The organism is Streptomyces abyssalis, from assembly GCF_001751365.1.
In the GTDB taxonomy this organism is placed as follows: Bacteria; Actinomycetota; Actinomycetes; order Streptomycetales; family Streptomycetaceae; genus Streptomyces; species Streptomyces abyssalis.
This window is the reverse complement of the sequence record NZ_LJGT01000040.1, coordinates 143740-166470: the sequence shown is the minus strand read 5'-3', so window position 1 is coordinate 166470 and position 22731 is coordinate 143740. Positions and strand designations below refer to the sequence as shown.

At 70.6% G+C, this 22731-nt stretch carries 20 protein-coding genes, 1 tRNA gene and 2 pseudogenes; 9 read left to right on the top strand and 14 right to left on the bottom strand.

Features of this window, described 5'->3' with window-relative positions:
• Window positions 1-105 precede the first annotated feature (105 nt).
• Entirely contained in the window at window positions 106-1632 is a 1527-nt protein-coding gene (locus AN215_RS15715) for an alanine/glycine:cation symporter family protein (protein ID WP_070013620.1), read from the top strand.
• A 126-nt stretch (window positions 1633-1758) separates the two neighbouring features.
• Here the strand turns inward: AN215_RS15715 and AN215_RS15710 are convergent, their stop codons facing one another.
• From AN215_RS15710 to AN215_RS28675, 3 genes are all read right to left on the bottom strand, one after another.
• Window positions 1759-2736 (bottom strand): glycoside hydrolase family 6 protein, encoded by a 978-nt coding sequence (locus AN215_RS15710; RefSeq protein WP_070013619.1) that lies wholly within the window; start codon window positions 2734-2736, stop codon window positions 1759-1761.
• A gap of 382 nt (window positions 2737-3118) precedes the next feature.
• Entirely contained in the window at window positions 3119-3898 is a 780-nt protein-coding gene (locus tag AN215_RS15705; protein ID WP_070013618.1) for an HAD-IIA family hydrolase, read from the bottom strand.
• A gap of 86 nt (window positions 3899-3984) precedes the next feature.
• Entirely contained in the window at window positions 3985-5259 is a 1275-nt protein-coding gene (locus AN215_RS28675) for an ROK family protein (protein ID WP_431306310.1), read from the bottom strand.
• A 436-nt stretch (window positions 5260-5695) separates the two neighbouring features.
• Between AN215_RS28675 and AN215_RS15695 the strand changes: the two genes are divergently transcribed.
• Window positions 5696-6787 (top strand): Gfo/Idh/MocA family oxidoreductase, encoded by a 1092-nt coding sequence (locus tag AN215_RS15695; RefSeq protein WP_070013617.1) that lies wholly within the window; start codon window positions 5696-5698, stop codon window positions 6785-6787.
• 330 nt (window positions 6788-7117) lie between these two features.
• Here the strand turns inward: AN215_RS15695 and AN215_RS15690 are convergent, their stop codons facing one another.
• The 3 genes from AN215_RS15690 to AN215_RS15680 form a co-directional block, all read right to left on the bottom strand.
• Window positions 7118-7978, bottom strand: a complete 861-nt coding sequence (locus AN215_RS15690) for a fumarylacetoacetate hydrolase family protein (protein WP_070013966.1) — start codon at window positions 7976-7978, stop codon at window positions 7118-7120.
• Between the two features lie 119 nt (window positions 7979-8097).
• Window positions 8098-8895: a YidC/Oxa1 family membrane protein insertase gene (locus AN215_RS15685; protein WP_070013616.1), complete on the bottom strand. Its 798-nt coding sequence runs from the start codon at window positions 8893-8895 to the stop codon at window positions 8098-8100.
• Between the two features lie 163 nt (window positions 8896-9058).
• Window positions 9059-9403, bottom strand: coding sequence for a DUF6412 domain-containing protein (locus tag AN215_RS15680; RefSeq protein ID WP_107374406.1), 345 nt, complete (start codon window positions 9401-9403; stop codon window positions 9059-9061).
• A gap of 198 nt (window positions 9404-9601) precedes the next feature.
• Between AN215_RS15680 and rdgB the strand changes: the two genes are divergently transcribed.
• Entirely contained in the window at window positions 9602-10228 is a 627-nt protein-coding gene (gene rdgB, locus AN215_RS15675) for an RdgB/HAM1 family non-canonical purine NTP pyrophosphatase (protein WP_070013614.1), read from the top strand.
• Between the two features lie 52 nt (window positions 10229-10280).
• On the opposite strand, the gene AN215_RS15670 is transcribed toward rdgB, so the two are convergent.
• The 3 genes from AN215_RS15670 to bcp form a co-directional block, all read right to left on the bottom strand.
• A tRNA-Leu gene (locus AN215_RS15670) sits at window positions 10281-10362 on the bottom strand.
• Between the two features lie 12 nt (window positions 10363-10374).
• A complete protein-coding gene (locus tag AN215_RS15665) occupies window positions 10375-11391 on the bottom strand; it encodes an HNH endonuclease signature motif containing protein (RefSeq protein ID WP_070013613.1) in 1017 nt (338 codons plus the stop codon).
• Between the two features lie 168 nt (window positions 11392-11559).
• A complete protein-coding gene (bcp, locus tag AN215_RS15660) occupies window positions 11560-12039 on the bottom strand; it encodes a thioredoxin-dependent thiol peroxidase (protein ID WP_070013612.1) in 480 nt (159 codons plus the stop codon).
• A 346-nt stretch (window positions 12040-12385) separates the two neighbouring features.
• Here bcp and AN215_RS15655 point away from each other — a divergent pair, with 346 nt between their 5' ends.
• Both AN215_RS15655 and AN215_RS15650 read left to right on the top strand, forming a co-directional pair.
• Window positions 12386-12739 (top strand): DUF3618 domain-containing protein, encoded by a 354-nt coding sequence (locus AN215_RS15655; RefSeq protein WP_420856226.1) that lies wholly within the window; start codon window positions 12386-12388, stop codon window positions 12737-12739.
• A gap of 85 nt (window positions 12740-12824) precedes the next feature.
• The gene (locus AN215_RS15650) at window positions 12825-13157 is read left to right on the top strand and encodes a GroES family chaperonin (protein ID WP_070013611.1); all 333 of its coding nucleotides are present in this window, start codon (window positions 12825-12827) and stop codon (window positions 13155-13157) included.
• 70 nt (window positions 13158-13227) lie between these two features.
• On the opposite strand, the gene AN215_RS15645 is transcribed toward AN215_RS15650, so the two are convergent.
• Complete coding sequence (locus tag AN215_RS15645) at window positions 13228-15528, bottom strand: transglycosylase domain-containing protein (protein WP_070013610.1); 2301 nt, start codon at window positions 15526-15528, stop codon at window positions 13228-13230.
• 265 nt (window positions 15529-15793) lie between these two features.
• Between AN215_RS15645 and AN215_RS15640 the strand changes: the two are divergent.
• Together AN215_RS15640 and AN215_RS15635 are read left to right on the top strand one after the other, a co-directional pair.
• A pseudogene (locus tag AN215_RS15640) lies at window positions 15794-16656 on the top strand (ABC transporter permease).
• Window positions 16657-16684: 28 nt separating this feature from the next.
• Window positions 16685-16951: pseudogene (locus tag AN215_RS15635) on the top strand (methionine ABC transporter ATP-binding protein); the annotation flags it as partial.
• 114 nt (window positions 16952-17065) lie between these two features.
• On the opposite strand, the gene AN215_RS15630 reads toward AN215_RS15635, so the two are convergent.
• On the bottom strand, window positions 17066-17368 hold the full coding sequence (locus AN215_RS15630) for a helix-turn-helix domain-containing protein (RefSeq protein ID WP_070013608.1): 303 nt from the start codon (window positions 17366-17368) through the stop codon (window positions 17066-17068).
• A gap of 66 nt (window positions 17369-17434) precedes the next feature.
• On the opposite strand from AN215_RS15630, the gene map reads away from it, so the two are divergent.
• Window positions 17435-18217, top strand: a complete 783-nt coding sequence (gene map, locus AN215_RS15625) for a type I methionyl aminopeptidase (protein ID WP_070013607.1) — start codon at window positions 17435-17437, stop codon at window positions 18215-18217.
• A gap of 67 nt (window positions 18218-18284) precedes the next feature.
• Here the strand turns inward: map and AN215_RS15620 are convergent, their stop codons facing one another.
• The gene (locus AN215_RS15620) at window positions 18285-19583 is read right to left on the bottom strand and encodes an SGNH/GDSL hydrolase family protein (protein WP_070013606.1); all 1299 of its coding nucleotides are present in this window, start codon (window positions 19581-19583) and stop codon (window positions 18285-18287) included.
• Window positions 19584-19805: 222 nt separating this feature from the next.
• On the opposite strand from AN215_RS15620, the gene AN215_RS15615 reads away from it, so the two are divergent.
• Window positions 19806-21278: a DUF445 domain-containing protein gene (locus AN215_RS15615; protein ID WP_079123091.1), complete on the top strand. Its 1473-nt coding sequence runs from the start codon at window positions 19806-19808 to the stop codon at window positions 21276-21278.
• Window positions 21279-21387: 109 nt separating this feature from the next.
• On the opposite strand, the gene AN215_RS15610 is transcribed toward AN215_RS15615, so the two are convergent.
• Together AN215_RS15610 and rph are read right to left on the bottom strand one after the other, a co-directional pair.
• A complete protein-coding gene (locus AN215_RS15610; protein ID WP_070013605.1) occupies window positions 21388-21765 on the bottom strand; it encodes a hypothetical protein in 378 nt (125 codons plus the stop codon).
• A 191-nt stretch (window positions 21766-21956) separates the two neighbouring features.
• The gene (gene rph, locus AN215_RS15605; protein WP_070013604.1) at window positions 21957-22682 is read right to left on the bottom strand and encodes a ribonuclease PH; all 726 of its coding nucleotides are present in this window, start codon (window positions 22680-22682) and stop codon (window positions 21957-21959) included.
• Window positions 22683-22731: the final 49 nt, after the last annotated feature.

Here is a 22731-nt window from a genome sequence, read left to right as displayed (position 1 = left end):
CCTCCGGCCGCAGGCTGAAGCCGACCGAACCCCGGCGCTCTGCCCGTCACGACGGCCCAGTGCGTCCAGCTCACTCGTTACCGCTCTATCTGCCGAAGGTGGCCCATGTCACTCGACTCCATGACGCAAGATTTCGACAAGGCGGTGAACGACCTCTTCGACCCGGTCGCCACCTGGCTGAGTGAACTCGTCTTCTACGCGGTGCCCGTGGCCGGCGCCGAGCTGCCGCTCATCGTGGTCTGGCTCGTCGTCGCCGGACTCGTCTTCACGGTGTGGTTCGGCGTGATCCAGTTCCGCAAGTTCAAGCTCGCCCTCCAGGTCGTACGCGGAAAGCACGACGACAACGACTCACCGGGCGAGGTCAACCACTTCCAAGCGCTGACAGCGGCGGTCTCCGGCACGGTCGGCCTCGGCAACATCGCCGGCGTCGGGGTCGCCGTCAGCATCGGTGGCGCGGGCGCCACCTTCTGGATGATCCTCTGCGGGCTCCTCGGCATGGCCACCAAGTTCGTCGAGGTCACCCTCGGCGTGAAGTACCGCGAGGAGCACGCCGACGGCACCGTCTCCGGCGGCCCGATGCACTACCTGCCCAAGGGCCTCGCCGAGCGCTTCGGGCGCAACGGCAAGATCTTCGGATCGGTTCTGGCGGGCCTGGCCTCCGTCATGATCCTCTTCTTCGGTCTTTTCGGCGGCAACCTCTTCCAGATCAACCAGAGCTACGCCCAGCTCAGCTCCACCACCGGCGGCGAGGACAGCTGGCTCGGCTCCTCGGCAGGCGCCCTCTTCTTCGGCGTGCTGATCGCCGCGCTGGTCGGCATCGTCCTCATCGGCGGCATCAAGTCCATCGCCTCGGTCACCAGCCGCCTCGTGCCGGCCATGGCCATCATGTACGTCCTCGCGTGCCTGACCGTCATCCTGTGGAACGTCGACCAGATCCCCAGCGCGTTCGCCGACATCTTCCAGGGCGCCTTCGCTCCGGAAGGCGTTGCGGGCGGCATCATCGGCGCCCTGATCATCGGCTTCCAGCGCGCCGCCTTCTCCAACGAGGCGGGCCTCGGCTCGGCACCCATCGCACACTCCGCCGTGAAGACGAAGCACCCCGCCAGCGAGGGCCTCGTCGGCCTGCTGGAGCCGTTCATCGACACGGTCATCGTGTGCACCATGACCGCGCTGACCATCGTCATTGCCAAGCCTGCCAGCTTTACGAACGCCGGTGAGGAGGTCGAGGGCGTCACCGTCACCTCCGACGCGTTCGAGACCGTGCTGCCCTGGTTCCCGAACCTGCTGACCGTCGCGGTGCTGCTGTTCGCCTTCTCGACCGTGCTGACCTGGGGCTACTACGGCCTCAAGGCGTGGTCCTACCTCTTCGGCAAGAGCAGGACCAGCGAGACCATCTTCAAGATCATCTACAGCGTGTTCGCAGTCGCGGGCTCGCTGCTCTCCCTGGAGTCCCTGATCAGCATGGCTGACGCCGTGCTCTTCATGCTCGCCGTCTTCAACATCATCGGCCTGTACCTGCTCGTGCCCGTCGTCAAGCGTGAACTCAACTCCTTCGTCGCACACGTCCGCGGTGAACGCACCGGGACGGCGAAGGACACGAGCGAGGGCAGTCAGGCCGGCACGCTCAGCTGATCCGACGCTCACGCAGTACCCATACGCGCGGGCCCGCACCGGTGAAACGGTGCGGGCCCGCGTGCTGTTCGCGGCCGGAGCAGCGGCGCCCCGGACGGGCCCCGGGAGGGACCGGCGGTCACGGCACTAGTTGCCGGCGAGCCCCAGCGCGTACTCGGGCCACCACTGGCCGGCCTTCGGGCCGCCCTTGCACTCTCCGTCCGACTCACCGGGACGCTTGATCCACAGATAGCCGTCGACGATCTCGTCGCCCGTCTTCGTCGTCGGTGCCTCACCGAGGGCGCGGCCCTTCGGGTTGCACCACGCCTCCTCGTCGGCGCCCGCGCCCTCTATGGGGCCGTTGCCGTTGCGGCTCGTGTCGATGACGAAGGGCTTGTTGCCGACCATCGGCGAGAACTTCTTGCCGTACGCCTTGTTCGACGCCGTCGTCTGGTAGTTGGAGACGTTCAGCGAGAAGCCGTCGGCTGTGTCGATGCCCGCGCGCTTCATCGGCTCGACGAGCGCGCCCGGGTCGCGCACCCAGTCCGGGTTGCCCGCGTCGAGATAGACCCGGACGTCCGGGAGGCTCTGCAGCTTGCCGACCGCTTCGTTGAGCAACTGGTAACGCTCTTCGGTGTACTTGGCCGGGGTGCAGCCCTTCATCAGCACGTGCGGGATGGCGTCCGGCTCCACGATCACCGTCGCCGGGCGCTTGCCGATACCTTTCATCACCTTCGCCAGCCAGGCCCGGTAGGCGCCGGCGTCGGCGGCGCCGCCCTTGGAGTACTGGCCGCAGTCCCGGTGCGGCAGGTTGTAGAGGACGAGCAGCGCGTCGCGCCCCGCCTTCGCCGCCGCGCTCGTGACCTTCCGCGTCTGCCCCTCCGGGTCGTCGGTGCCGACCCATTCGGCGACCGGCTGGTCCGCGATCTTCCGCATCAGCTTCGCCTGCCGGCTCTTGCCGTCCTTGCGGAAGGCCGCCGCCTCCTTCGCCGCGTTGCTCTCCGGGTCGACCCAGTACGGGGTCACCGACTTCGGCCGCTGCGCGGTCCCGTCGCCGGCTCCGCCGCCTCCGCTGCCGTCGTCCCCGCCCTTACCGGAGTCCGACGAGCATCCGCCCAGCAGCACGCCCGCGAGCGCAAGTGCGCTGCCCGCCGCGACTCCTGAGCGGACGGGTCTGCGACGCGCGCCGTGTCCGCGGCCGTTACCGTGCCCGCGGTCGCCGCTGGTCCCGCGGCCGCCGCCGGCCTCTCGGTCACCAGATCCGCTCTGGAGAACGTAACTGCCCCTGCCGTACATTCACTTCCCCCTCGGTGGGCCTGCTCCTCCAGCAGGCTTGCCCGGAACCGGACGGCCATCGTGTCACAGCGCCCACACCGGCCGCCTCGGTCTCAAGCGGCCGTTACTGTGCCGTTCCACGCGCGTACCCGTACGAACGTGCGCAGTGATGATGTGCCGGGGGCAGGGATACGCGGGATACGCGGGATACGCGGAGGCCTGCCGCGTGCGGTCAGATCCGTTCGACGAGATCCGCGATGGAGTCGACGACACTGGAGGCCCGGTACGGGAAGCGGTCGACCTCGTCCGGCTTGGTCAGCCCCGTCAGCACCAGGAACGTCTCCAGGCCCGCCTCCATGCCGGCCCGTACATCCGTGTCCATCCGGTCGCCGATCATCGCGGACGTCTCCGAATGCGCCCCTATCGCGTTCAGCCCCGCCCGCATCATCAGCGGATTGGGCTTGCCCACGAAGTAGGGCTCCTGGCCGGTCGCCTTGGTGATGAGCGCCGCCACCGATCCCGTGGCCGGCAGCGCGCCCTCCGCCGAGGGCCCGATCTCGTCCGGGTTGGTGGCGATGAAGCGTGCGCCCGAGTTGATGAGCCGGATCGCCTTCGTCAGCGCCTCGAAGCTGTACGTGCGGGTCTCGCCCAGCACCACGTAGTCCGGCTCGGAGTCCGACAGCACATACCCGATGTCGTGCAGCGCCGTGGTCAGCCCTGCCTCACCGATGGCGTACGCGGTGCCGCCGGGCCGCTGGTCGTCCAGGAACTGGGCGGTCGCCAGCGCCGACGTCCAGATGTTCTCGGTCGGCACGTCCAGCCCGATCCGTCCCAGGCGGGCGTGCAGATCACGCGGCGTGTAGATCGAGTTGTTCGTCAGCACGAGGAAGGGCCGCCCGGACTCCTTCAGACGCTTGATGAAGGCGTCCGCCCCCGGGACGGGAACACCCTCGTGCATCAGCACACCGTCCATGTCGGTGAGCCACGACTCGATGGGCTTTCGCTCTGCCACGTGACGGCTCCTGCCAGGCGTCGGGCGGTCTCTCGGAAGGGACGGGACGGGGCGGCGGGCCGGTGCTCCCGGCTGCCACGTTCAGCCTATCGGGCGGTGGCAGGGGCACCCGGGGCACGTCCGAACAGGGGAGCCAGGACGAGCTGGGCGGCACCGTCCGCGACCGTCCGGCTCCCCTCCGGGACGACTTCCACGCTGACGGGACCGCGCGCCGGGCGATTGTCCGAGTCGTGCGCCGCGCCGTGCGCCGGGCCGCTGACGGCGGCGCCGGCGGTACGGGGGGCGCCGGAGGCGGCACGGGGGGTTCCGCCGGCGGCACGCAGCTGGGCGGCGACGCCGTCGGCATAGGTGTCCGGGTCGGCCAGGACCGTACGGCCGCCCAGCAGCACACGGTCGACGTCGAGCAGGCTGACGAGGTTCGCGGCACCCACGCCCAGCAGGCGGGCCGCCTCGTTCGCCCTGCCGTCCCGCACGGCATCCAGGCACAGCGCCTCCAGACAGCCGTTCCGGCCGCAGCGGCAGGGCGGCCCGTCGAGCTGGATCACCTGGTGGCCGAACTCGCCCGCGCCGTTGCGGTTGCCCCGGTGGATGTGACCGTCAAGCACGAGTCCGGCGCCGAGGCCCGTACCGAGGTGGATGTAGGCCAGTGACTCCTTGCCGCGCAGCGCGAGACCCAACGCGGCGGCGTTGGTGTCCTTGTCGACGACGACGGGCATGCCCAGGCGCCTGGCCAGCGCGTCCCGCAGGGGGAAGCCCGCCCACCGCGGAAACCCGGTGACGTGGCCCAGCACTCCCCGTACGTGGTCGAGGGGGCCCGGGGCGGCGACGCCGACGCCGACGACGCTGCCCCAGCGCCCGCCCTCGCCGGGCGGCCCGGCGCCCTCTTCCGCTTCCGGTCCGGTTCCGGCAGCGGGCTCCGTCCCGGCCTCGGCCCGGGGCTCCGGCTCGGTTCCGGACTCGTCCCTGGGTTCGGGCTCGGCGGCTGCCTCTCCCCCGGCTTCGGCCCCGGTCTCCGCTTCCCCTTCCGCCTCGGCCTCCGCTTCCGCCTCGGCCTCCGTCTCGGCAGCGCGTGCCGCGTCCCGCCACAGCTCGCCCTCCTCCGCGACGGCCCGCCGGGCGTCGGCGCCGAGCGCGGCACGCTCCACCTCCGGCACGCCCCCGGCGCCGGCGCCCGCCGCCGGATGCCTGCCCGCCCACACCTCGCCCTCGGAGGCCTGCTGCCACAGCTCCCCGCCGGCGGCCCCCTCCGGGCCCGGTGCCGTGCCGCTCCTCCGCGCGGTCAGGGCCGGCAGCCCTGCGCCGATCAGTCCGTTCACCGCCGACTCGACCGCGTCGAGCAGCGCGTCCGCCCCGGCACCCATGTCCAGCGGCGCGGTACGGCCCGCCACGACCCCGCCGGACAGGTCGACGAGCACCGCCGTCAGCTGGTCCCGGTCCAGCTGTACGCCCACCGCGTGACGCGCGCCGGGCGCCAGCCGCAGCACCGTGCTCGGTTTGCCGCCGGTCGAGGCGCGACGTCCGGCTTCGGTGACCAGACCGTGCGAGCGCAGCCGGGCAGTGATCTTGCTCACGGCCTGCGGGGTGAGCCCGGTGCGCAGCGCCAGCTCGCTGCGGTTCGCCCCGTCCTGCCCGGCGAGCCTCAGCAGACCGAGGACACGGGCGGCGTTCCTGCCGTACGGCACGGCGAGTCCACCTCCGCGGATGAAGGCGGGGTCGCTGCTGAGGGCGGGTTCGCTGCTCATGGGGCCATTGTCCGCGCGGCTTGCGCTTACGCAACCGCGTTGCGAAAGTGGCTCCATGGACCGTACGGCAGCAGCTGCCCCTCCTCCCCTCCGCGTCGGCCTCATCGGATACGGCCTCGCCGGCTCCGTCTTCCACGCACCCCTCATCGCAACCACGGAAGGGCTCACGCTCGACACCGTCGTCACCGCGAACCCCGACCGCCGGGCGCAGGTGCACGCGGAGCACGGCAGCGACATGCGTACGCTCGCCACCGCCGACGAACTCTTCGCACGGGCGGACGGTCTCGACCTCGTCGTCGTCGCGTCCCCCAACCGCACCCACGTCACACTCGCCCGCCGCGCCCTGGAAGCCGGGCTTCCCGTCGTCGTCGACAAGCCGCTCGCCGGCACCTCCGCCGAAGCGCAGCAGCTCGCCTCGCTCGCCGCCGAACGCGGCCTGCTGCTCTCCACGTTCCACAACCGGCGCTGGGACAACGACTTCCGTACGGTCCGCTCGCTCGTCGCCGACGGGGCCCTCGGCGACCGCATCCACCGCTTCGAGTCCCGCTACGAACGCTGGCGCCCCGAACTCAAGGGCGGCTGGCGCGAATCCGGAGACCCGGCCGAAGTGGGCGGTCTCCTCTACGACTTGGGCAGCCACCTCGTCGACCAGGCACTGACCCTCTTCGGCCCGGCCACGGCCGTCTACGCCGAGACCGACGTGCTCCGCCCCGGCGCGCAGGCCGACGACGACGCCTTCGTCGCCCTCACACACGCCAACGGCGTCCGCTCACACCTGTGGATGAGCGCCGTCGCCGCCCAACTCGGGCCGCGCCTGCGAGTGCTGGGCAGCGCGGCCGCCTACGTGAAGGACGGACTCGACCCGCAGGAGGCCGCCCTGCGCGAGGGCGCCCGCCCCACACCGGGCGAACGGTGGGGCGTGGAACCGGAGATCGCCTGGGGCACCCTGGGCGACCTCGACGCGCGGCGCCCCGTACCGACCCTGGACGGCGACTACCCCGCCTACTACGCGGGGATCGTCACGGCTCTCCGCGAAGGCACACCGCCACCGGTCACGGCACACGAAGCCGTGGCCACCATCCGCGTCCTGGAGGCGGCACGCATCTCGGCCGCCGAATCACGCGTGGTGACGACCGACCTGGCGTGACGGGCCACCGCGCGACAGGCGGCGGCAGGAGGCCCTGCCGATCCTCCAAGCGGTGCCGCCTGCGCGCGGGCGCACAGCCCGGCGGGCGCCCAGGCGCAGCCGCGCGCGTACGGTGCGGTCCGCCGCTCACGCCGGGCGGCAGTAGCCCGCAGACGGGAAGGCCACCCGGCCGCAGACCGGAAGCGGCCGGGCCGAGAGCCGCGCTCTGCCGGAAGGCCTACGCACCCCACGCCGGAGACCACCGGGCCCGGAGGCCACCCGGGCCCACGAGGCGGCAGCCCGCACCGGCCACCGCAACCCGCGTCGGCCAAGCACCGGCCGCCAGGCCGGCTACGCCGCGCCGAGCTCCTGCCGCTGCCTGCCCAGGCCGTCGATCTCCAGCTCCACCACGTCACCGGCACGCAGATACGGCTTCGGCTCCGGAAAGCCCATCGCGACCCCCGCCGGCGTACCCGTATTGATGACGTCTCCGGGACGGAGAGTCATGAACTGGCTGAGATACCGCACCACTTCGGCGACCGGGAAGATCTGCTCGGCCGTCGTACCGTCCTGCCGCAGCTCACCGTTCACCCACAGCCGCAGCCCCAGGGCCTGCGGATCGCCGGCCTCGTCCGCCGTCACCAGCCACGGGCCCAGCGGGTTGAACGTCTCGCAGTTCTTGCCCTTGTCCCACTGGCCGCCGCGCTCCAACTGGAAGGCACGCTCGGAGACGTCGTTGGAGACCGCGTACCCGGCGACCGCCGCGAGAGCCTCCTCGTCCGACGAGAGATAGCGGGCCGTGCGGCCGATCACCACCGCCAGCTCCACCTCCCAGTCAGTCTTCTCACTGCCCCGGGGCACCAGCACCGTGTCGTACGGACCGACCACCGTGTCCGGAGCCTTCATGAAGAGGATCGGCTCACCGGGAATCGCACCGCCCGTCTCCCGCGCGTGATCGTGGTAGTTGAGCCCGATGCAGACCACCTTGCCGATACCGGCAAGAGGCGGACCGGTACGCAACCCGTCCGCCTCCAGCGCAGGCAGCTCGCCCGGAGCGGACGCGGCGTCGCGTACACGGCCCAGCGCCGCGTCATCGGCGAGCAGCGCACCGTCCACGTCCGGCACCACACCCGCCAGGTCCCGAAGGACACCGGAATCGTCCAGAAGAGCCGGGCGCTCCGCCCCGACCTGTCCGACGCGCAGCAACTTCACGTCCCACTCCACTCACGAGGTCCGGCCCGGCGGGACCCGGCCCAGCGGACCGGCCACCGAAATGTCTCAAACAGAATGGCCGATCCTCCAAGAGGGCGTTCAGATCCACAACCCGGTGTTCACGTAGTGGACCGCCGCCGCGGCCTGCCCGAACGAGCCGCCGAAGCGGCCGGAACCGCCGAGGCCGGACCAGCCGGCGCCGGGGCCGGCGCCGCATCCGGGTCATCCGGGTGTCCCGCGCGCAGCGCCGCACGCTCCACCGCCGTCCACGTCGTGCTCGTCACCACGTACAGCGCGGCAGCAAGCGGCACCACCGCCACCGTCAGCAGCGTCCCGAACGACAGCAGCGGCAGCATCCGCGTCATCGCAGCTCCCCCCGGCGCCGCCGCGGCGGACGCCGGAGCGGCCGCCATGAGCCTGCGCGTACGCACATACGTCCACGTCGCCACCGCACCGACCAGCACGAACAACCCCGCATACACCAGACCCGGCCCGCCGAGGACGCCGCCCTCCGCCAACGCGCCGAACCACCGCCCGCCCAGCGGCGCACCCAGCAACGTGTGCCCCAGCAGGGCCTCATCGGTCGTGAACAGGTGGTACATCGCGAAGAACACCGGCAGTTGCAGCAGCATCGGCAGACACCCCGCCACCGGCGAAGCTCCCTCCCGCGCCCGCAGCTTCCCCAACTCCCGCCGCAGACGGTCCGGATCGGACCGGTGCCTGCGCTGAAGCTCCGTCAGGCGCGGAGCCAGCCGGGCCCGCACGCGCTCACCCCGTACGGCCGCACGCGCCATCGGATGCAGCACCAGACGCACGCACAAAGTGAACAAGACGATCGCCGCGGCCGTGGCCGAAGCACCGAAGAGCGGATCGAGAGCATCGGACAGCCGCGCCACAAAGGCAGCGAAAAAAGACATGGTTGAGCCCTCCACGGGTCTCGTCGTGCCGGATCGGAAACACCGCGGGCATCAGGCGCCCCGGTGCGCAGAGAGATCGGCGTGACGAACCGCGCAGGCCCAACCACACGACTGGAACCGAGTGGATGAGTGGATCAGACCAGATCAGAGTGGATCAGATCAGTCAGATCTGACGCGAGCGCTGCGCGGCCGTCGCGAAACCGCGGCCCGGCGCTCGCGGACGCGGACGCCCAGCGGCGTCCGGATCACGCTGCGGGAGAAAGGCCGTACGCAGCTCACGGTCCCGCAGCGCCGTACGCACGCGGCCCCGCGGCACCTGCGGCACGGCAGCGGCGACAGCAGCACCGACAGCCGCATGGCACACCAGCAGCACCGCGGCGGACGCGGCGGCGGCAGTCAGCGCCGTGGACAGGCCCGCGCCGGCCAGGAGCACACCCGCGAAAGAGAGCAGGGGGAAGAGCAACGCGGACAGACGCACGCGGCAGGCAGCACCCGTACCGGAATCGATCACGCGCCCTGCCACCTCCCCGATTTCCGCTGTCGCTCGCTACCGGGCCGGACACCCCGACCGGGCACCGGGCGACCGGTCGATCCGTAGCCTTCCCGGCTGTGCGCGGCCGCAACTCGGCCCGCCCGTACGACGATACCCCCCGGCAACCACCGCCACCCCGTCGGCGGACGAACGAGCCGGTGGATAATCGGCCCCATGAGCAGCAGCACCCCATCCCGGCCCGGCCGCCTGGTCCTCGCCACGCGCAACGCCCACAAGGTCACCGAACTCCAGGCCATCCTCACCGACGCCGGCCTCGGCCTCGAACTCGTCGGCGCGGACGCATACCCCGACATCCCCGACGTCGCGGAGACCGGCGTGACCTTCGCCGAGAACGCGCTCCTCAAGGCCCGCACACTCGCCGAAGCCACCGGCCTGCCCGCCGTCGCCGACGACTCCGGCCTCTGCGTCGACGTCCTCGGCGGCGCCCCCGGGATCTTCTCCGCACGCTGGGCCGGACGGCACGGCGACGACAAGGCCAACCTCGACCTGCTGCTCGCCCAGCTCTCCGACATCGACGCCCCACACCGCGCCGCCCACTTCGCCTGCGCGGCCGCGCTCGCCCTCCCCGACGGCACCGAACGCGTCGCCGAGGGCCAGCTCCGCGGCACCCTCCGGCACACACCGTCCGGCACGGGCGGCTTCGGCTACGACCCGGTGCTCCAGCCGGACGGCGACTCCCGTACGTGCGCGGAGCTCACTCCGGAGGAGAAGAACGCGATCAGCCACCGGGGCCGCGCGTTCCGGGCGCTGGCGGGGGAGGTCCGCGAGCTGCTGGGGTGAGCGGTGCGGAACGGACGAGTCCCGCCCCGGTTTCGGGGGCGGGACTCGGATGTGCGCGAGGAGGGACTCGAACCCTCACGCCCTGAGGCACCGGGACCTAAACCCGGCCCGTCTGCCAATTCCGGCACTCGCGCTCGGGGGCGATTCTACTGCTCCCCGGGACGGGTGGATCTCGGTCCCCGACGCCGGTTGCGGCCGCACCACGTGTCCGTGATCGCGTGACAGTTCGGGCACAGATAGCGCAGGTTCTCCTTCCTGTTGTCGCGCCAGTCGCCGTTGATGTGGTCGATCTGCAGCGTCAGCGGCTCCCCCTCCCAGGAACCGGAGTTGGCGCAGCGGGCACACACATACGGCACCCCGACCTCGTCGAGCGCCCTGCGCAGCCGTTCGTGTCGGATGCGGGGCAGGCCGTCAGGGCGGATGCGGAGGACTTCCGGAGCGATCCGCTTCGCAGAAGCAGCAGCCCTCGGACACCTTGCACGCCGGCGGAAGTGGCCGGTGTCCAGCCAGAGCCGGGTGACCCTCCGCTGGACCTTCATACGGTTGGACTCGTTCACCGGCAGGCCCAGTTCCCGCAGTACCGCGGTGTAGGAGGGGCTCCGTTTCACAGCCTCACGGAGACGCGCCTCGGGGATGGCTACGCGTGCGTGGGAGAAGTGTGAGACGTCGATCCCGGCCTCGCGGAGCATCCGTCGCAGCGCGGCACGGTAGCGGCTGTCGTCGGCCACCCCGAGCGCCCCCGCAAGAGCACGGAGGCTCCGGACCGACGGAACGGCTTCCCTCAATTCACCTTCGGTGAAGGGAAGTTCGGGCTGGAATCTGTTCAGCCCGGGGAAGTGGCTCACGTCCAGATCCGCAGCCGCGATGCGGCGCCGGATGTGCGACAGCATCCCGGTCGAGGGCCTGGCACCAAGTTTGCGGACGACCTCCCGCAGCATCGTGGAGGAGGCGACCGCCTGCGCGATCTGATCGTCCGTGTACTTGGCCCACGGGCTGCGGCGCATGAAATGACCGGTGTCCAGCTGGTACTCGGCCGCCGCCACCTGCAACGTACGGCGTCGGCCTCCGCTGACGCGCAGGCCCAGCGCGCGCATCACATCCGTCCAGTTCGAGGCCGCCGCGACCGCCGCCGCCAGCTGCTCCCTCGCGTACTTCTCCCCCACCGTGCCCCGCCCCCGTGTCGCCGCTCCCCGCCGGACTCCGCCCGCACGTCCGTTGCACCCTCGTACAGATCAACGAACGGAACCGGCGGGGGTTACGCCGGGCGGGGCCGGGACAGGGACAGGGACAGGGACAGGGACAGGGACAGGGGGCGGGGCGGCTCAGGTGGCTCAGGCCTCGTTGGCCAGGTCCAGGTCCTTGATCAGCTTGGCGACGTGGCCCGTGGCCTTGACGTTGTAGAGGGCGTGCTCGACCTTGCCGTCGCCGTCGACGATCACGGTGGAGCGGATCACGCCGGTGACGGTCTTCCCGTAGAGCTTCTTCTCGCCGAAGGCTCCATAAGCCTGCATGACCTCCTTGGACGGGTCGCCGACGAGCGTCACCCGGAGGTTCTCCTTGTCCCGGAACTTGGCGAGCTTCTCCGGCTTGTCCGGCGAGACGCCGACCACGTCGTATCCGGCACCGGCGAGAAGGTCGAGGTTGTCGGTGAAGTCGCAGGCCTGCTTGGTGCAGCCGGGCGTCATCGCCGCCGGGTAGAAGTAGACGATGACCTTGCGGCCCTTGTGACCGGCGAGCGAGATCTGCTTGCCGTCCGCGTCCGGCAGGGAGAAGTCGGGGGCGGTGTCGCCGGGCTGCAGTCGCTCACTCATCTGTGCTCCTCGGTGTGGCTGTCGTCCGTCCGAGAGTAGCCGCAGGGGTCCGCATCGGGGGTGCCGCGGGTCGGCGGCCGGTGTGAGCTGACAGACTGTACGGCGGGCTGCCGCCCGGTGCCGCATGCCGGCGGGGCCCGCACGGTCCGGCGGGTGCCGGTCCGTGCGGGGCGAGTTCGGCGTGACCGGTTCGGGGAACGCGGAAGGACAGGCGTGACCGTGCCGCCCGTGGCGGCGACCGGCGCGGGCCGGGCCGTACCCGGCCGGGGCGCCGGGTGAAGGACGCTGAGCGGCGTGTGACACAGCACGGCGTATGAGCGGCGTATGAGCGATGCATGAGCGATGTATGAGCGACGGATCGATCGACGGAGGCGGCGCGGTGCCGGACAGGACTCCCGCGGACATCGAGGCGGACATCATCAGCAGGCGGCGTGAACTCGCCGCCACGCTCGATGAGATCGCCGTACGCGTGCACCCCAGGACGATGGCTGGGGACGCGAAGGCGAAGGCGGCCGCGGCGGTCGACCGGACCGTGGGCCGCGCGTACGTGGCGGCCAACCGCGCCGTGGCGGATGTGCGGTCGCAGTTCGTCGACGAGGAGGGCTCGCCGCGCCTTGAGCGGGTGATCCCGGTGGCCGTCGTCGCCGTGGCCGTCGTGGGCGGGCTGTTCGCGCTCTCGGCGCGACGTCATCGCCGCTGATGCCCTGATATACGGTCTAGCCGTGAGTTCCGAAACGTCTACCGGGCATGCGGCCCCCGGCACGGAAGCCGGCGCGGGCTCGGGCATGCGGCAACACGACAAGCTGCCGATCCGGATGCTGCACGACCGCGTGCTGGTCCGTACGGACATCGAGGAGGGCGAGCGGCGCTCCTCGGGCGGGATCGTGATTCCCGCGACGGCGGCGGTCGGGCGCCGTCTGGCGTGGGCCGAGGTGGTCGCCGTCGGGCAGAACGTCCGTACGGTCGAGCCGGGTGACCGTGTGCTCTTCGATCCGGAGGACCGGGCGGAGGTCGAGGTGCGGGGCGTGGCGTACGTGCTCATGCGGGAGCGCGATCTGCACGCGGTGGCCTCGGAGCGGATTCAGGGTTCGGACGATTCGACGGGGCTCTATCTGTGACTTGGGGCCTCTGAGGGAGTCCGCGTAGTCAACTCGGGGAATCCGCGAGTGAGTTGGCCCGCACGCGCCGTCAGCTGCCGGTGTCCCCTTCCCGTACTTCCCTCATGCGGGCCGCCGAGGCCGGCTGGCCGGTCGTGTTGCCGCCGTTCCAGCCGTTGTTGCCTTCCACCTCGCCGCCCGACTCTCCGCCGGGGCCGCCGCCCGGGCCGCCCGTGTCGCCGCCGACCTGGCCTCCCGTCGGCAGCGTCGGTGAGTCCGTGGGCGGGCCGGTGGGCGGAATGCTGGGTGTGCCGGGGTCGGTGGGCGGTGTCGTCGGTCCGGTGGGCGGCGGTTCCGAGGTGCCGTCGCCCTCGGTGGGCGGTGCGCTCGGGGCGTCGCTGGGCGGCGCGGTGCCGGGGATGTCGGCGTCTCCGTCGGTCTTCAGGTCGAAGTCGCGTACGGGCTCTCCTTCGAGCGCTGCCTTGGTGTAGTCGCCCCAGATCTCGGCGGGGAAGCCGCCGCCGTTGACGCGTTCCACTCCGGCGGCTCCGTAGAGGGGTTTCTGCACGCCGGTCTCGGAGTTCTGCCCCATCACGCTGATGACGGTGGCGAGTTCGGGGGTGTAGCCGGCGAACCAGGCTGCCTTGTCCTCCTCCGCGGTGCCGGTCTTGCCCGCGGCGGGCCGCCCGGCGCTCTGTGCGGCGGTGCCGGTGCCGCCTTGAACGACCTTGCGCAGTACGGCTGTTGTGGAGTCGGCGGCGCTGCGCTCGACCTGTTCGGAGACGTCGCGGTCGGGGAGTTCGATGACTTCGCCGCCGTGTGTGGCCTTTTCGACCAGGCTGTAGTGGCCGCGTTTGCCGTGGTTGGCGAGTGTGGCGTAGGCCTCGGCCATGTCGGTGGTGGAGGCGGTGGCGACGCCGAGGGCGATGGAGCCGTCCTCGGGCATGTTGGGCGTCTCCTTGGGCAGGCCGAGGTCGATGGCGGTCCGCTTGACCTTCTTGGGGCCGACGTCGACGCCCATCTGCGCGAAGACGGAGTTGACGGACTTGTTCATCGCCTGGGAGACGGGGATCTGGCCGTAGGACTTGTCGTCCTCGTTCTCCGGGGCGTAGTCGGTGCCGTTGCCGTCGCTGACGACTTCGCGCTTGTTGGTGCCGTCGTAGACGGTGCTCGCGGTGATGCTGCGGCCGTCCTGCGTCTTGGAGTCGTTCGCCAGGGCGGAGGTGAAGATGAACGGCTTGAAGGTGGAGCCGACCTGGTAGTCGCGGCGGGTGGCGTTGTTGACGTACTGCTCGGTGTAGTCGATGCCGCCGTACATGGCGACGATCTTCCCGGTCTTCGGGTCGACCGAAGTGCCGCCCGCGCGTACGTACTTGTCGACCTTGCGGTCCTTGTCGAGCTTGGACATCAGCCGGTCGTCGACGGCTTCGCGCATGGCCTTCTGCCGCTTCGGGTCGAGCGTCGTGGTGATGCGGAAGCCTCCGGCGGCCAGCCGGCGCTCGTCGATGATCTCGTTGTTGATCAGGTAGTTCTTGACGGCTTCGACGAGGTAGCCGCGCTGGCCGGACATTCCGGTGGAGGGCTTGGCGCGGTCCGGTTCGGGGAACTTCATCCCGTCGCGCTCGGACCGGGTGATCCAGCCCTTCTTGACCATGCCGTCCAGGACGTAGTGCCAGCGCGCCACGGCCCGCTTGCGGTTCTCGGGGTGTGCCTGGGTGTCGTAGGCGTTGGGAGAGTTGACCAGCGCGGCGAGGTAGGCGCCCTCGGAGGTGCTGATCTCGTCGATGTCCTTGCCGTAGTAGGCCTGGGCGGCGGCCTGGATGCCGTATGCGTTGCGGCCGAAGTAGCTGGTGTTGAGGTAGCCCTCGAGGATGTCGCTCTTGCTGACCTCGTTGTCCAGCTTCAGCGCGATGAAGAATTCCTTGGCCTTGCGGGTGAGCGTCTGGTCCTGGCTGAGGTAATAGTTCTTCACGTACTGCTGCGTGATCGTGGAACCGGACTGTTTGCCTCCGCCGGTGACCATGTTCCATCCGGCACGGAGCATGGCTTTGGGGTCGATGGCCGATTCCTGGTAGAACTCGCGGTCCTCCGCCGCCAGTACGGCCTCCTGCACGCTCTTGGGGACCTGGGCGAGGGTGATGTTCTCCCTGTTGACCTCGCCGTCGCGGGCGATCTGGGAGCCGTCGGAGTAGAGGTAGACGTTGGTCTGGGCGGCGGCGGCCTTGTTCGCCGGGGGGATGCTCACGAGGAGATATCCGGCGACGAGTACGCCGCAGCCGAGGACGAGCGCGATCATCGATCCGCCCAGCACCCATCGCCAGGTGGGGATCAGCCTGCGGAGCCCTGTCCTGCCCCCGCCGGCTTTCCCCGTAGCTTTCGGCTCGTCGCTCATCTCTCGTGGGACCCCTCGTCCGAATCCGGGCGACACGGTCATAACGCCCAATAATCCTCAGTGCGCCTGGCTCGATCGTCCTGCTCACCGGGGTCGGTCGTACGCGAGCGCGGCCCCGTCACTGTACGTGCCACCGACCTGTGGCCGTGCACGCGAATATTCGTTGGCTGCCCGCTTCCCCGGTGGGCTAGGCTCCCTCGTTTCCCAATCGTGAGAAAGCTACGAAGAAGCACTACTGGGATAGACGGAGAAAGGCTTCAAAAGGATGCCCCTGCGAGGCGTCTATTTCGCCGTGGCCGCGGGCAGCTTCCGCCGATACGCCACGTACCGTGTCGCCACTGCCGCCGGAGTCTTCACCAACACCGTCTTCGGGTTCATCCTCGCCTGCACGTTCATGGCGCTGTGGAGCGAGCGGCCGCATCTGGGCGGTTACGACGAGTCACAGGCGCTGACCTTCTCCCCCTGACTTCTCCCCCACGCTTCGCGGGGAGGTACCCCCAGGGAGGTGCCCCCAGGACGGGCCAGGCGATGCTCGCGGCCGCGGCGCTGATCGGCGGCGGCTTCCAGGAGGAGCTGCAGGAGCGGATCCGTACGGGGGACGTGGCCGTCGACCTCTACCGGCCAGCCGATCTTCAGCTGTGGTGGCTGGCGGCCGACCTGGGCCGCGCGGCCTTCCATCTGCTGGGCCGCGGGATCGTTCCGGTGGCCTTCGGCGCGTTCTTCTTCGAACTCGCCCTGCCCGTCTCACCGTTGGTGTGGGCGGCGTTCCTGGTGTCGGTCACGCTCGGCATCGTCACGGGTTTCGCGCTGCGTTTTCTGTTCGCGCTGAGTGCGTTCTGGCTGCTGGACGGCAACGGGCTGAACATGCTGAGCACCCTGCTGAGCATGTTCTTCTCGGGGATGCTGCTCCCGCTGACGGTCTTCCCGGGTGCCTTCGGCGAGGTGGTGCGTCTGCTGCCGTGGGCGGCGACCATGCAGGTCCCGGCGGACGTGCTGCTCGGGGAGTACGAGGGGGCGGGGGTGCTGGCGGCCTTCGGCTTCCAGGCGGTGTGGGCGGTGGTCCTGCTGGCGGCGGGCAGGGCGCTGCAGTCGCTGGCCACGCGGAAGGTGGTGGTCCAGGGTGGGTGAGGCGCCGCCGCCGTTCACGGGCGCGGGCGACGGCGCGCTCGCGGGGCTGCACGAGGTGGGCGAGAGCGAGCGGACTCTTGTGGTGGACCTCGAACGCGAACTGCCGCCGATCGAGGGGATCACGGGGGCGCGCACCGTCCGCACGGAGGGCCCGCGCCAGTGGCTGGCGTTCCCGGCGACGGCGAGCGCGGCCCCGCTCGTCTCGCAGATCGCGGCCGGCTATCCGCTGGTGGACCTGTCGGTGCGGGAGCCGGACATCGAGGACGTGGTGGCCCGTATGTACGGGGGGAGTTGAGCGGCGGGCCGCGGCCCGCCGCGGGCGTGCGGCCTGGCGCCCCGCTGCGGGAGGAGGACCCCGGGGAAGGGGCCCGGGGGCCGGGCCTCCTGCACGGCCGCTGGGGATCGAGACCTACGTGGTCAGCTGTTCCCGTGCGTTGCGACCGGAGTTGGCGTGTCCGACGCGGCGTCCGGACTCGCTGATCTCGGCCCAGAGGGCGTCGAGGGAGAGGCCGAGGACATCGGCGATCGCCGCGATGGTCGGGAAGGCAGGGGTCGCCACGCGGCCCGACTCGATCTTCCGGAGGGTCTCCGGTGATACGCGTGCGTCGAGCGCGATGTCGAGCATCGAGCGCTCTCCCCTGGCTCGGCGCAGGAGTGCGCCGAGGCGCTGTCCACGTTCGACCTCTTCGGGGGTGAGCGGCAGTCTGACCATGGCTCCGATTCTAGTACCGGTATAGTATGGCCGGTATAGTTATTGGATGCATCAGAAGGGCGCCGCGTGATCGAGATCCTGAACCCCGCCCTGCTGGCGCGAGCGAGGGACACGGGCGCCCTGGTCGCCGGCATCCTGCAGACGCTCAAGGGCCGCAGCACGGCCGGCACGAACCTTCTGGACATCGACCGGTGGACCGAGGCCATGATCGTCGAGGCCGGAGCGCTGTCCTGTTACGTCGACTACGAGCCGTCCTTCGGACGCGGCCCGTTCGGCCGTCACATCTGCACGGCCGTCAACGACGCCGTGCTCCACGGACGGCCGTACGACCGCGCGCTTGCCGACGGCGATCTGCTGACCCTCGACCTCGCCGTCTCCAGGGACGGAGTCGCCGCGGACGCCGCCATCAGCTTCGTCGTGGGCGAATCGAAGCCCCCGGAGAGCCTCGCGATGATCAGGGCGACCGAACGCGCGCTGGCCGCAGGGATCGCCGCCGCCGGTCCCGGGGCTCGTATCGGCGACGTCTCCCATGCCATCGGCACAGTCCTCAGCGAGGCCGGGTACCAGGTCAACACCCAGTTCGGAGGTCATGGCATCGGGTCAACCATGCACCAGGACCCGCACGTTCCGAACACCGGACGGCCCGGCCGTGGATACGTACTGCGCCCTGGGCTGATGCTGGCGCTGGAGCCGTGGGTCATGGCGGACACCGCCGATCTCGTCGTCGACGCCGACGGGTGGACCCTCCGAAGTGCGACGGGCTGCCGGACAGCACACAGTGAACACACGATCGCTGTCACCGACTACGGAGCCGAGATCCTCACTCTGCCGAAGCAGGCGCAACCGTGAGCTCTGAGCACCCGAGCCCGCACACTGCCCTGCCCTGCTCAAGCCAGCCGCGCCCGGCCGGCAAGGCCTACGTGCGGGCCGGTGAAGCCCCCTTCAGGACCTTCAGGTCGAGCGCTTCGGCCATCGCGCGGTAGCCGTTGTCGCTGGGGTGCAGATGGTCGCCGGAGTCGTACGCGGGGCGCAGCCGGCTGGGGTCGGCCGGGTCGCGCAGGGCCACGTCGAAGTCGACGACCTCGTCGAAGACCTTGCCGGAGCGGATCTCCTCGTTGACCTGCTGGCGGATCGCGTCCAGCCGTGGCTCGTAGCCGCGGTGCCCGCCGAAGGGTGTGAGCGTGCCGCCGATGACTCGCAGGCCGCGCGCGTGTGAGTAGTCGACGAGTTGCCGCAGACCCTCGACGATCTTGCCGGGGTCGCGCTGGCGGGGCGTCTTGATGATGTCGTTGAGGCCCATCTCGATGACGACGGCCTTCACGCCGGAGCGGGAGAGCACGTCGCGCTGCATGCGAGTGAGGCCGCTCGGGCCGTTGTTGGGCGAGTAGCGGGGGCCGTCGACGAGGACGCGGTTGCCGCTGATGCCGCCGTTGAGCACGCTGTAGCGGGGCGCGCCGCGTTCGGTGCGCAGACGTTCGGCGAGGAAGTCGGTCCAGCGCCGGTTGGCGCCGGGGCTGGAGGAGATGCCGTCGGTGATGGAGTCGCCGAGCACGGCGACGGCGCCGCGCGTCTGGTTGCTCCACACGTCCACCGCGGTCAGGTAGCGCCAGTACGGGCTCTGCTGCGTGAAGGCCGTGCCCGAGGTCTCGTCGGCCTTGTCGCCCTCGGCCACGTAGCTGGTCTGCCGCGCGTAGGGGTGGTACGTCACGGGCCCGGAGGGCTTCGGTGAGTAGGTGGTGACGAGGAGGTCCGCGGCGTGCGGGACGTTGAGCCGCACGGAGTCGCTGGTGGCCTTGCGTCCCGGGGGAATCGTCACCGTACGGGAGTTGCCGAAGGTCAGCCGGCGCATGGTGCCGGTCGCGGCGGTCGGGTTGCTGGGGGCCGCGGCGAGGGCGAGGGTCGCGTGGGAGATGGTGAGGGGCTTGGTCCCGTAGAGGTTGGAGAGGGTGATACGGGCCCCGGATCCGCCCACGGAGGTGTGGACGACGTTCCGTATCGACATCCTCGGGTAGCCCTCGCGGGTGTTGGGCTCGGCGGCCACGGCGGGTGCCGACCAGGTCCCGACCCAGTTGCCCGAGGAGGCGGGTGCCGCGTCGTCACGGGTCCCCTGCGTGACGCCGTCCAGACCGCCGTCGTCGCTGCCGACGCCGATGAAGACGGCTGTCGAGACAAGCACGACGATCGCCGCCAGACCGGCCAGCAAGGCATAACCCATGTTTCTGGTCACGCTCGGTCTATCTCCTCGGGCAGGCGGAGCCCGAGGCTCCGAGTGTTCGCGGTGAAATGATCCCACGATCGCGGCGAGGCCTTGTTCCGGGGGCGGCCAGGCCGGGCGGCCTCTGGCCGCCGCAATGACAGACGCCGAATGTGCGGGCTTCGTTCCACCCGTCAGGCACCTTGGGACACTGTAAGGGGGACTGGCCGAACGGTGGAGTGGATGGATCAGGGAAAAGCGGGCGAGGTCGCTGCCGGAAAGCCCGGCGGAGTGAGAGCAATCACAGACGGGAAGGCGGCGGCACGGTCCGAGACCCCGGGCCCCAACGGCCGTACCGGCACCGGGACTTCAGAAACAAGCGCGGGCAAGGGCACGAGCGCGGGCGCACGCGCCGGAGCGGGCGGCGGCCGGCGGCCCCCCAACCCGGGGCCACTGGGCACCTTCACCGCGGCTGACGAGGAACGCAGCCGCGGCGTCCGCAGGATGAAGACCATCGCGACGGGCGCGCTGCTGCTGATGGCGACGGTCTTCGTGCTGGCCAAGTGGGCGCAGCACGAGGGCGCGGGCGCATGGAGCGGTTACGTCGCGGCCGCCGCCGAGGCCGGGATGGTGGGTGCGCTGGCGGACTGGTTCGCGGTGACGGCGCTGTTCCGGCATCCGCTCCGGCTGCCCATTCCCCACACCGCCATCATTCCCACCAAGAAGGATCAACTCGGGCACACGCTCGGGGAGTTCGTCGGCGAGAACTTCCTCTCCAGTGCCGTCGTACGCTCGCGGCTGCAGGCCGTGGGCATCGCCGGCCGCCTCGGTGCGTGGCTGGCGGAGCCTGAGCACGCGGACCGCGTCACCTCGGAACTGTCCACGGCGCTGCGCGGCGCGCTCGCCGTACTGCGCGACTCCGACGTGCAGGCCGTGGTGGGCGAGGCCATCACGCGCCGCGCGGACGCGCAGGAGATCGCGCCGGGTCTCGGTTCGATGCTGGAGCGGGTCGTCGCCGATCAGGGCCACCGGCGCGTGGTGGATCTGGTGTGCGCGCGGGCGGCACAGTGGCTGGAGGAGCACAGCGACTCGGTGATGGAGGCGGTCACCGGCGGTGCGCCGGGCTGGACACCCCGGTTCGTCGACCGTCGCGTCGGCGACCGCGTCTACCGGGAGTTGCTGCGCTTCGTGACGGAGATGCGGGACATGCCGGAGCACCCGGCGCGCGGCGCGATCGACCGTTTCCTGACGGACTTCGCGGCGGATCTGCGGACGGACCCGCAGACGCGTGCGCGCGTGGAGCGGCTCAAGAGCGATGTGCTCGGCCGCGGCGAGGTGCAGGACCTGATCTCCTCGTCCTGGAACTCGGTGCGTTCGATGATCGTCGCCGCGGCGGAGGACGAGCGCAGCGAACTGCGCGTACGGGCAAGGGTGTCGCTGCTGTCGCTGGGGCAGCGGATGGCGTCGGACGGGCGGCTGCGGGGCAAGATCGACGGCTGGATCGAGGATGCCGCCGTCTACGTCGTCACCACGTACCGGGCCGAGATCACGTCGCTCATCACGGAGACCGTCGCCGGCTGGGACGCCGAGCACACATCGAAGAAGATCGAGGCGCACATCGGCCGGGACCTGCAGTTCATCCGTCTCAACGGCACAGTCGTGGGGTCACTGGCGGGACTTGTGATCTATGCGCTGGTGAACCTGGTAACCGGCTGAGCGGCCCGGCAGCGCGACGGGCGGGGCCGGCGGCCCCGCCCGTTACGTACGACCGGAGGAGATCCGGAAGGCACCCGGAGAGCGCCCGGCTGCGGAGCGCCCGGCTGCGTCAGCCGGTGCAGACCTTGGACAGCTCGTCCGCCGCCTTGCCCACGGGACGCACATCCGGCTCGCGCCCCTCGTCGACGGCCTTGCTCGCGTCGTCGACAGCGGTGTTCATGTGGTCCACGGCCTTGTCGACGTCGGAGTCGCCCGTGCTCTCGTCTATCTTCTTCAGGTTCTTCTCGATGCGGTCTATCGACTCCTTGGCCTGCGCCGGGTCCTCGGAGGCGCCGGAGACGGCCTTCTGGAGATCGTCGGCCGCTTCGGCGACGGTCACGGCGGTGTTGGCGCAGCTGACCGCCTTGTCCACCGCGCTGCAGCCCGTCAGTACGGTGCCTGCGAGGGCGGTGGTGCCGAGGACTGCGAGCACGAGGGAACGACGCACGGGAACCTCATCTTCTTTCTCATGTGAGTGGACGGGCCGCACGGTATGACCCGCGCGGCCCGTACCTGTATGGACGCGTAAAGCGCACGCAAAGTTCCACCGCTCCAACTGCCCGCGGTGCGCTGCGCGTTCACCCTGTCGTTCCCTCGGCGTTTCCCGCTGTGCCTGCGCGCTGTGCGTCCGCGCCCCGCTCAGCCGCCGAGTGCCTTCCGCTGCGCGCCGTCGAGCTGGGCGCAGCCCGTCACCGACAGGTCCAGGAGCTCGTCGAGCTTCTCGCGCGAGAACGGCTCGCCCTCGGCGGTGCCCTGGACCTCGACGAAGTGCCCGGTGCCGGTGCAGACCACGTTCATGTCGGTCTCGGCCCGCACGTCCTCCTCGTAACACAGGTCCAGCAGCGGCACGTCGCCGACGATGCCGACGCTGACGGCGGCGACCGTGCCGGTCAGCGGCTGTGCCTTGCTCTTGATGAGCTTCTTCTCCTGCGCCCACCCGACGGCGTCGGCCAGCGCGACGTATGCGCCCGTGATCGCCGCGGTGCGGGTGCCGCCGTCGGCCTGGAGGACGTCGCAGTCGAGCACGACGGTGTTCTCCCCGAGCGCCTTGTAGTCCACAACGGCCCGCAGGGAGCGCCCGATCAGGCGGGAGATCTCGTGTGTACGGCCACCGATCCTGCCTCGTACCGACTCACGGTCGCCGCGGGTGTTGGTGGAGCGCGGCAGCATCGCGTACTCGGCGGTGACCCAGCCCTCGCCGCTTCCCTTGCGCCAGCGCGGCACGCCTTCCGTGACGCTGGCGGTGCACAGCACCCGGGTGTCGCCGAAGCAGATCAGAACGGATCCCTCGGCGTGCTTGCTCCAGCCGCGGTCGATGGTGATGGGACGCAACTGGTCAGCCGTACGGCCGTCGATACGAGTCATGGTGCGAGCCTAGTACCTGGGGCGTGAACGCCCTTTCAGCACAAGGGCC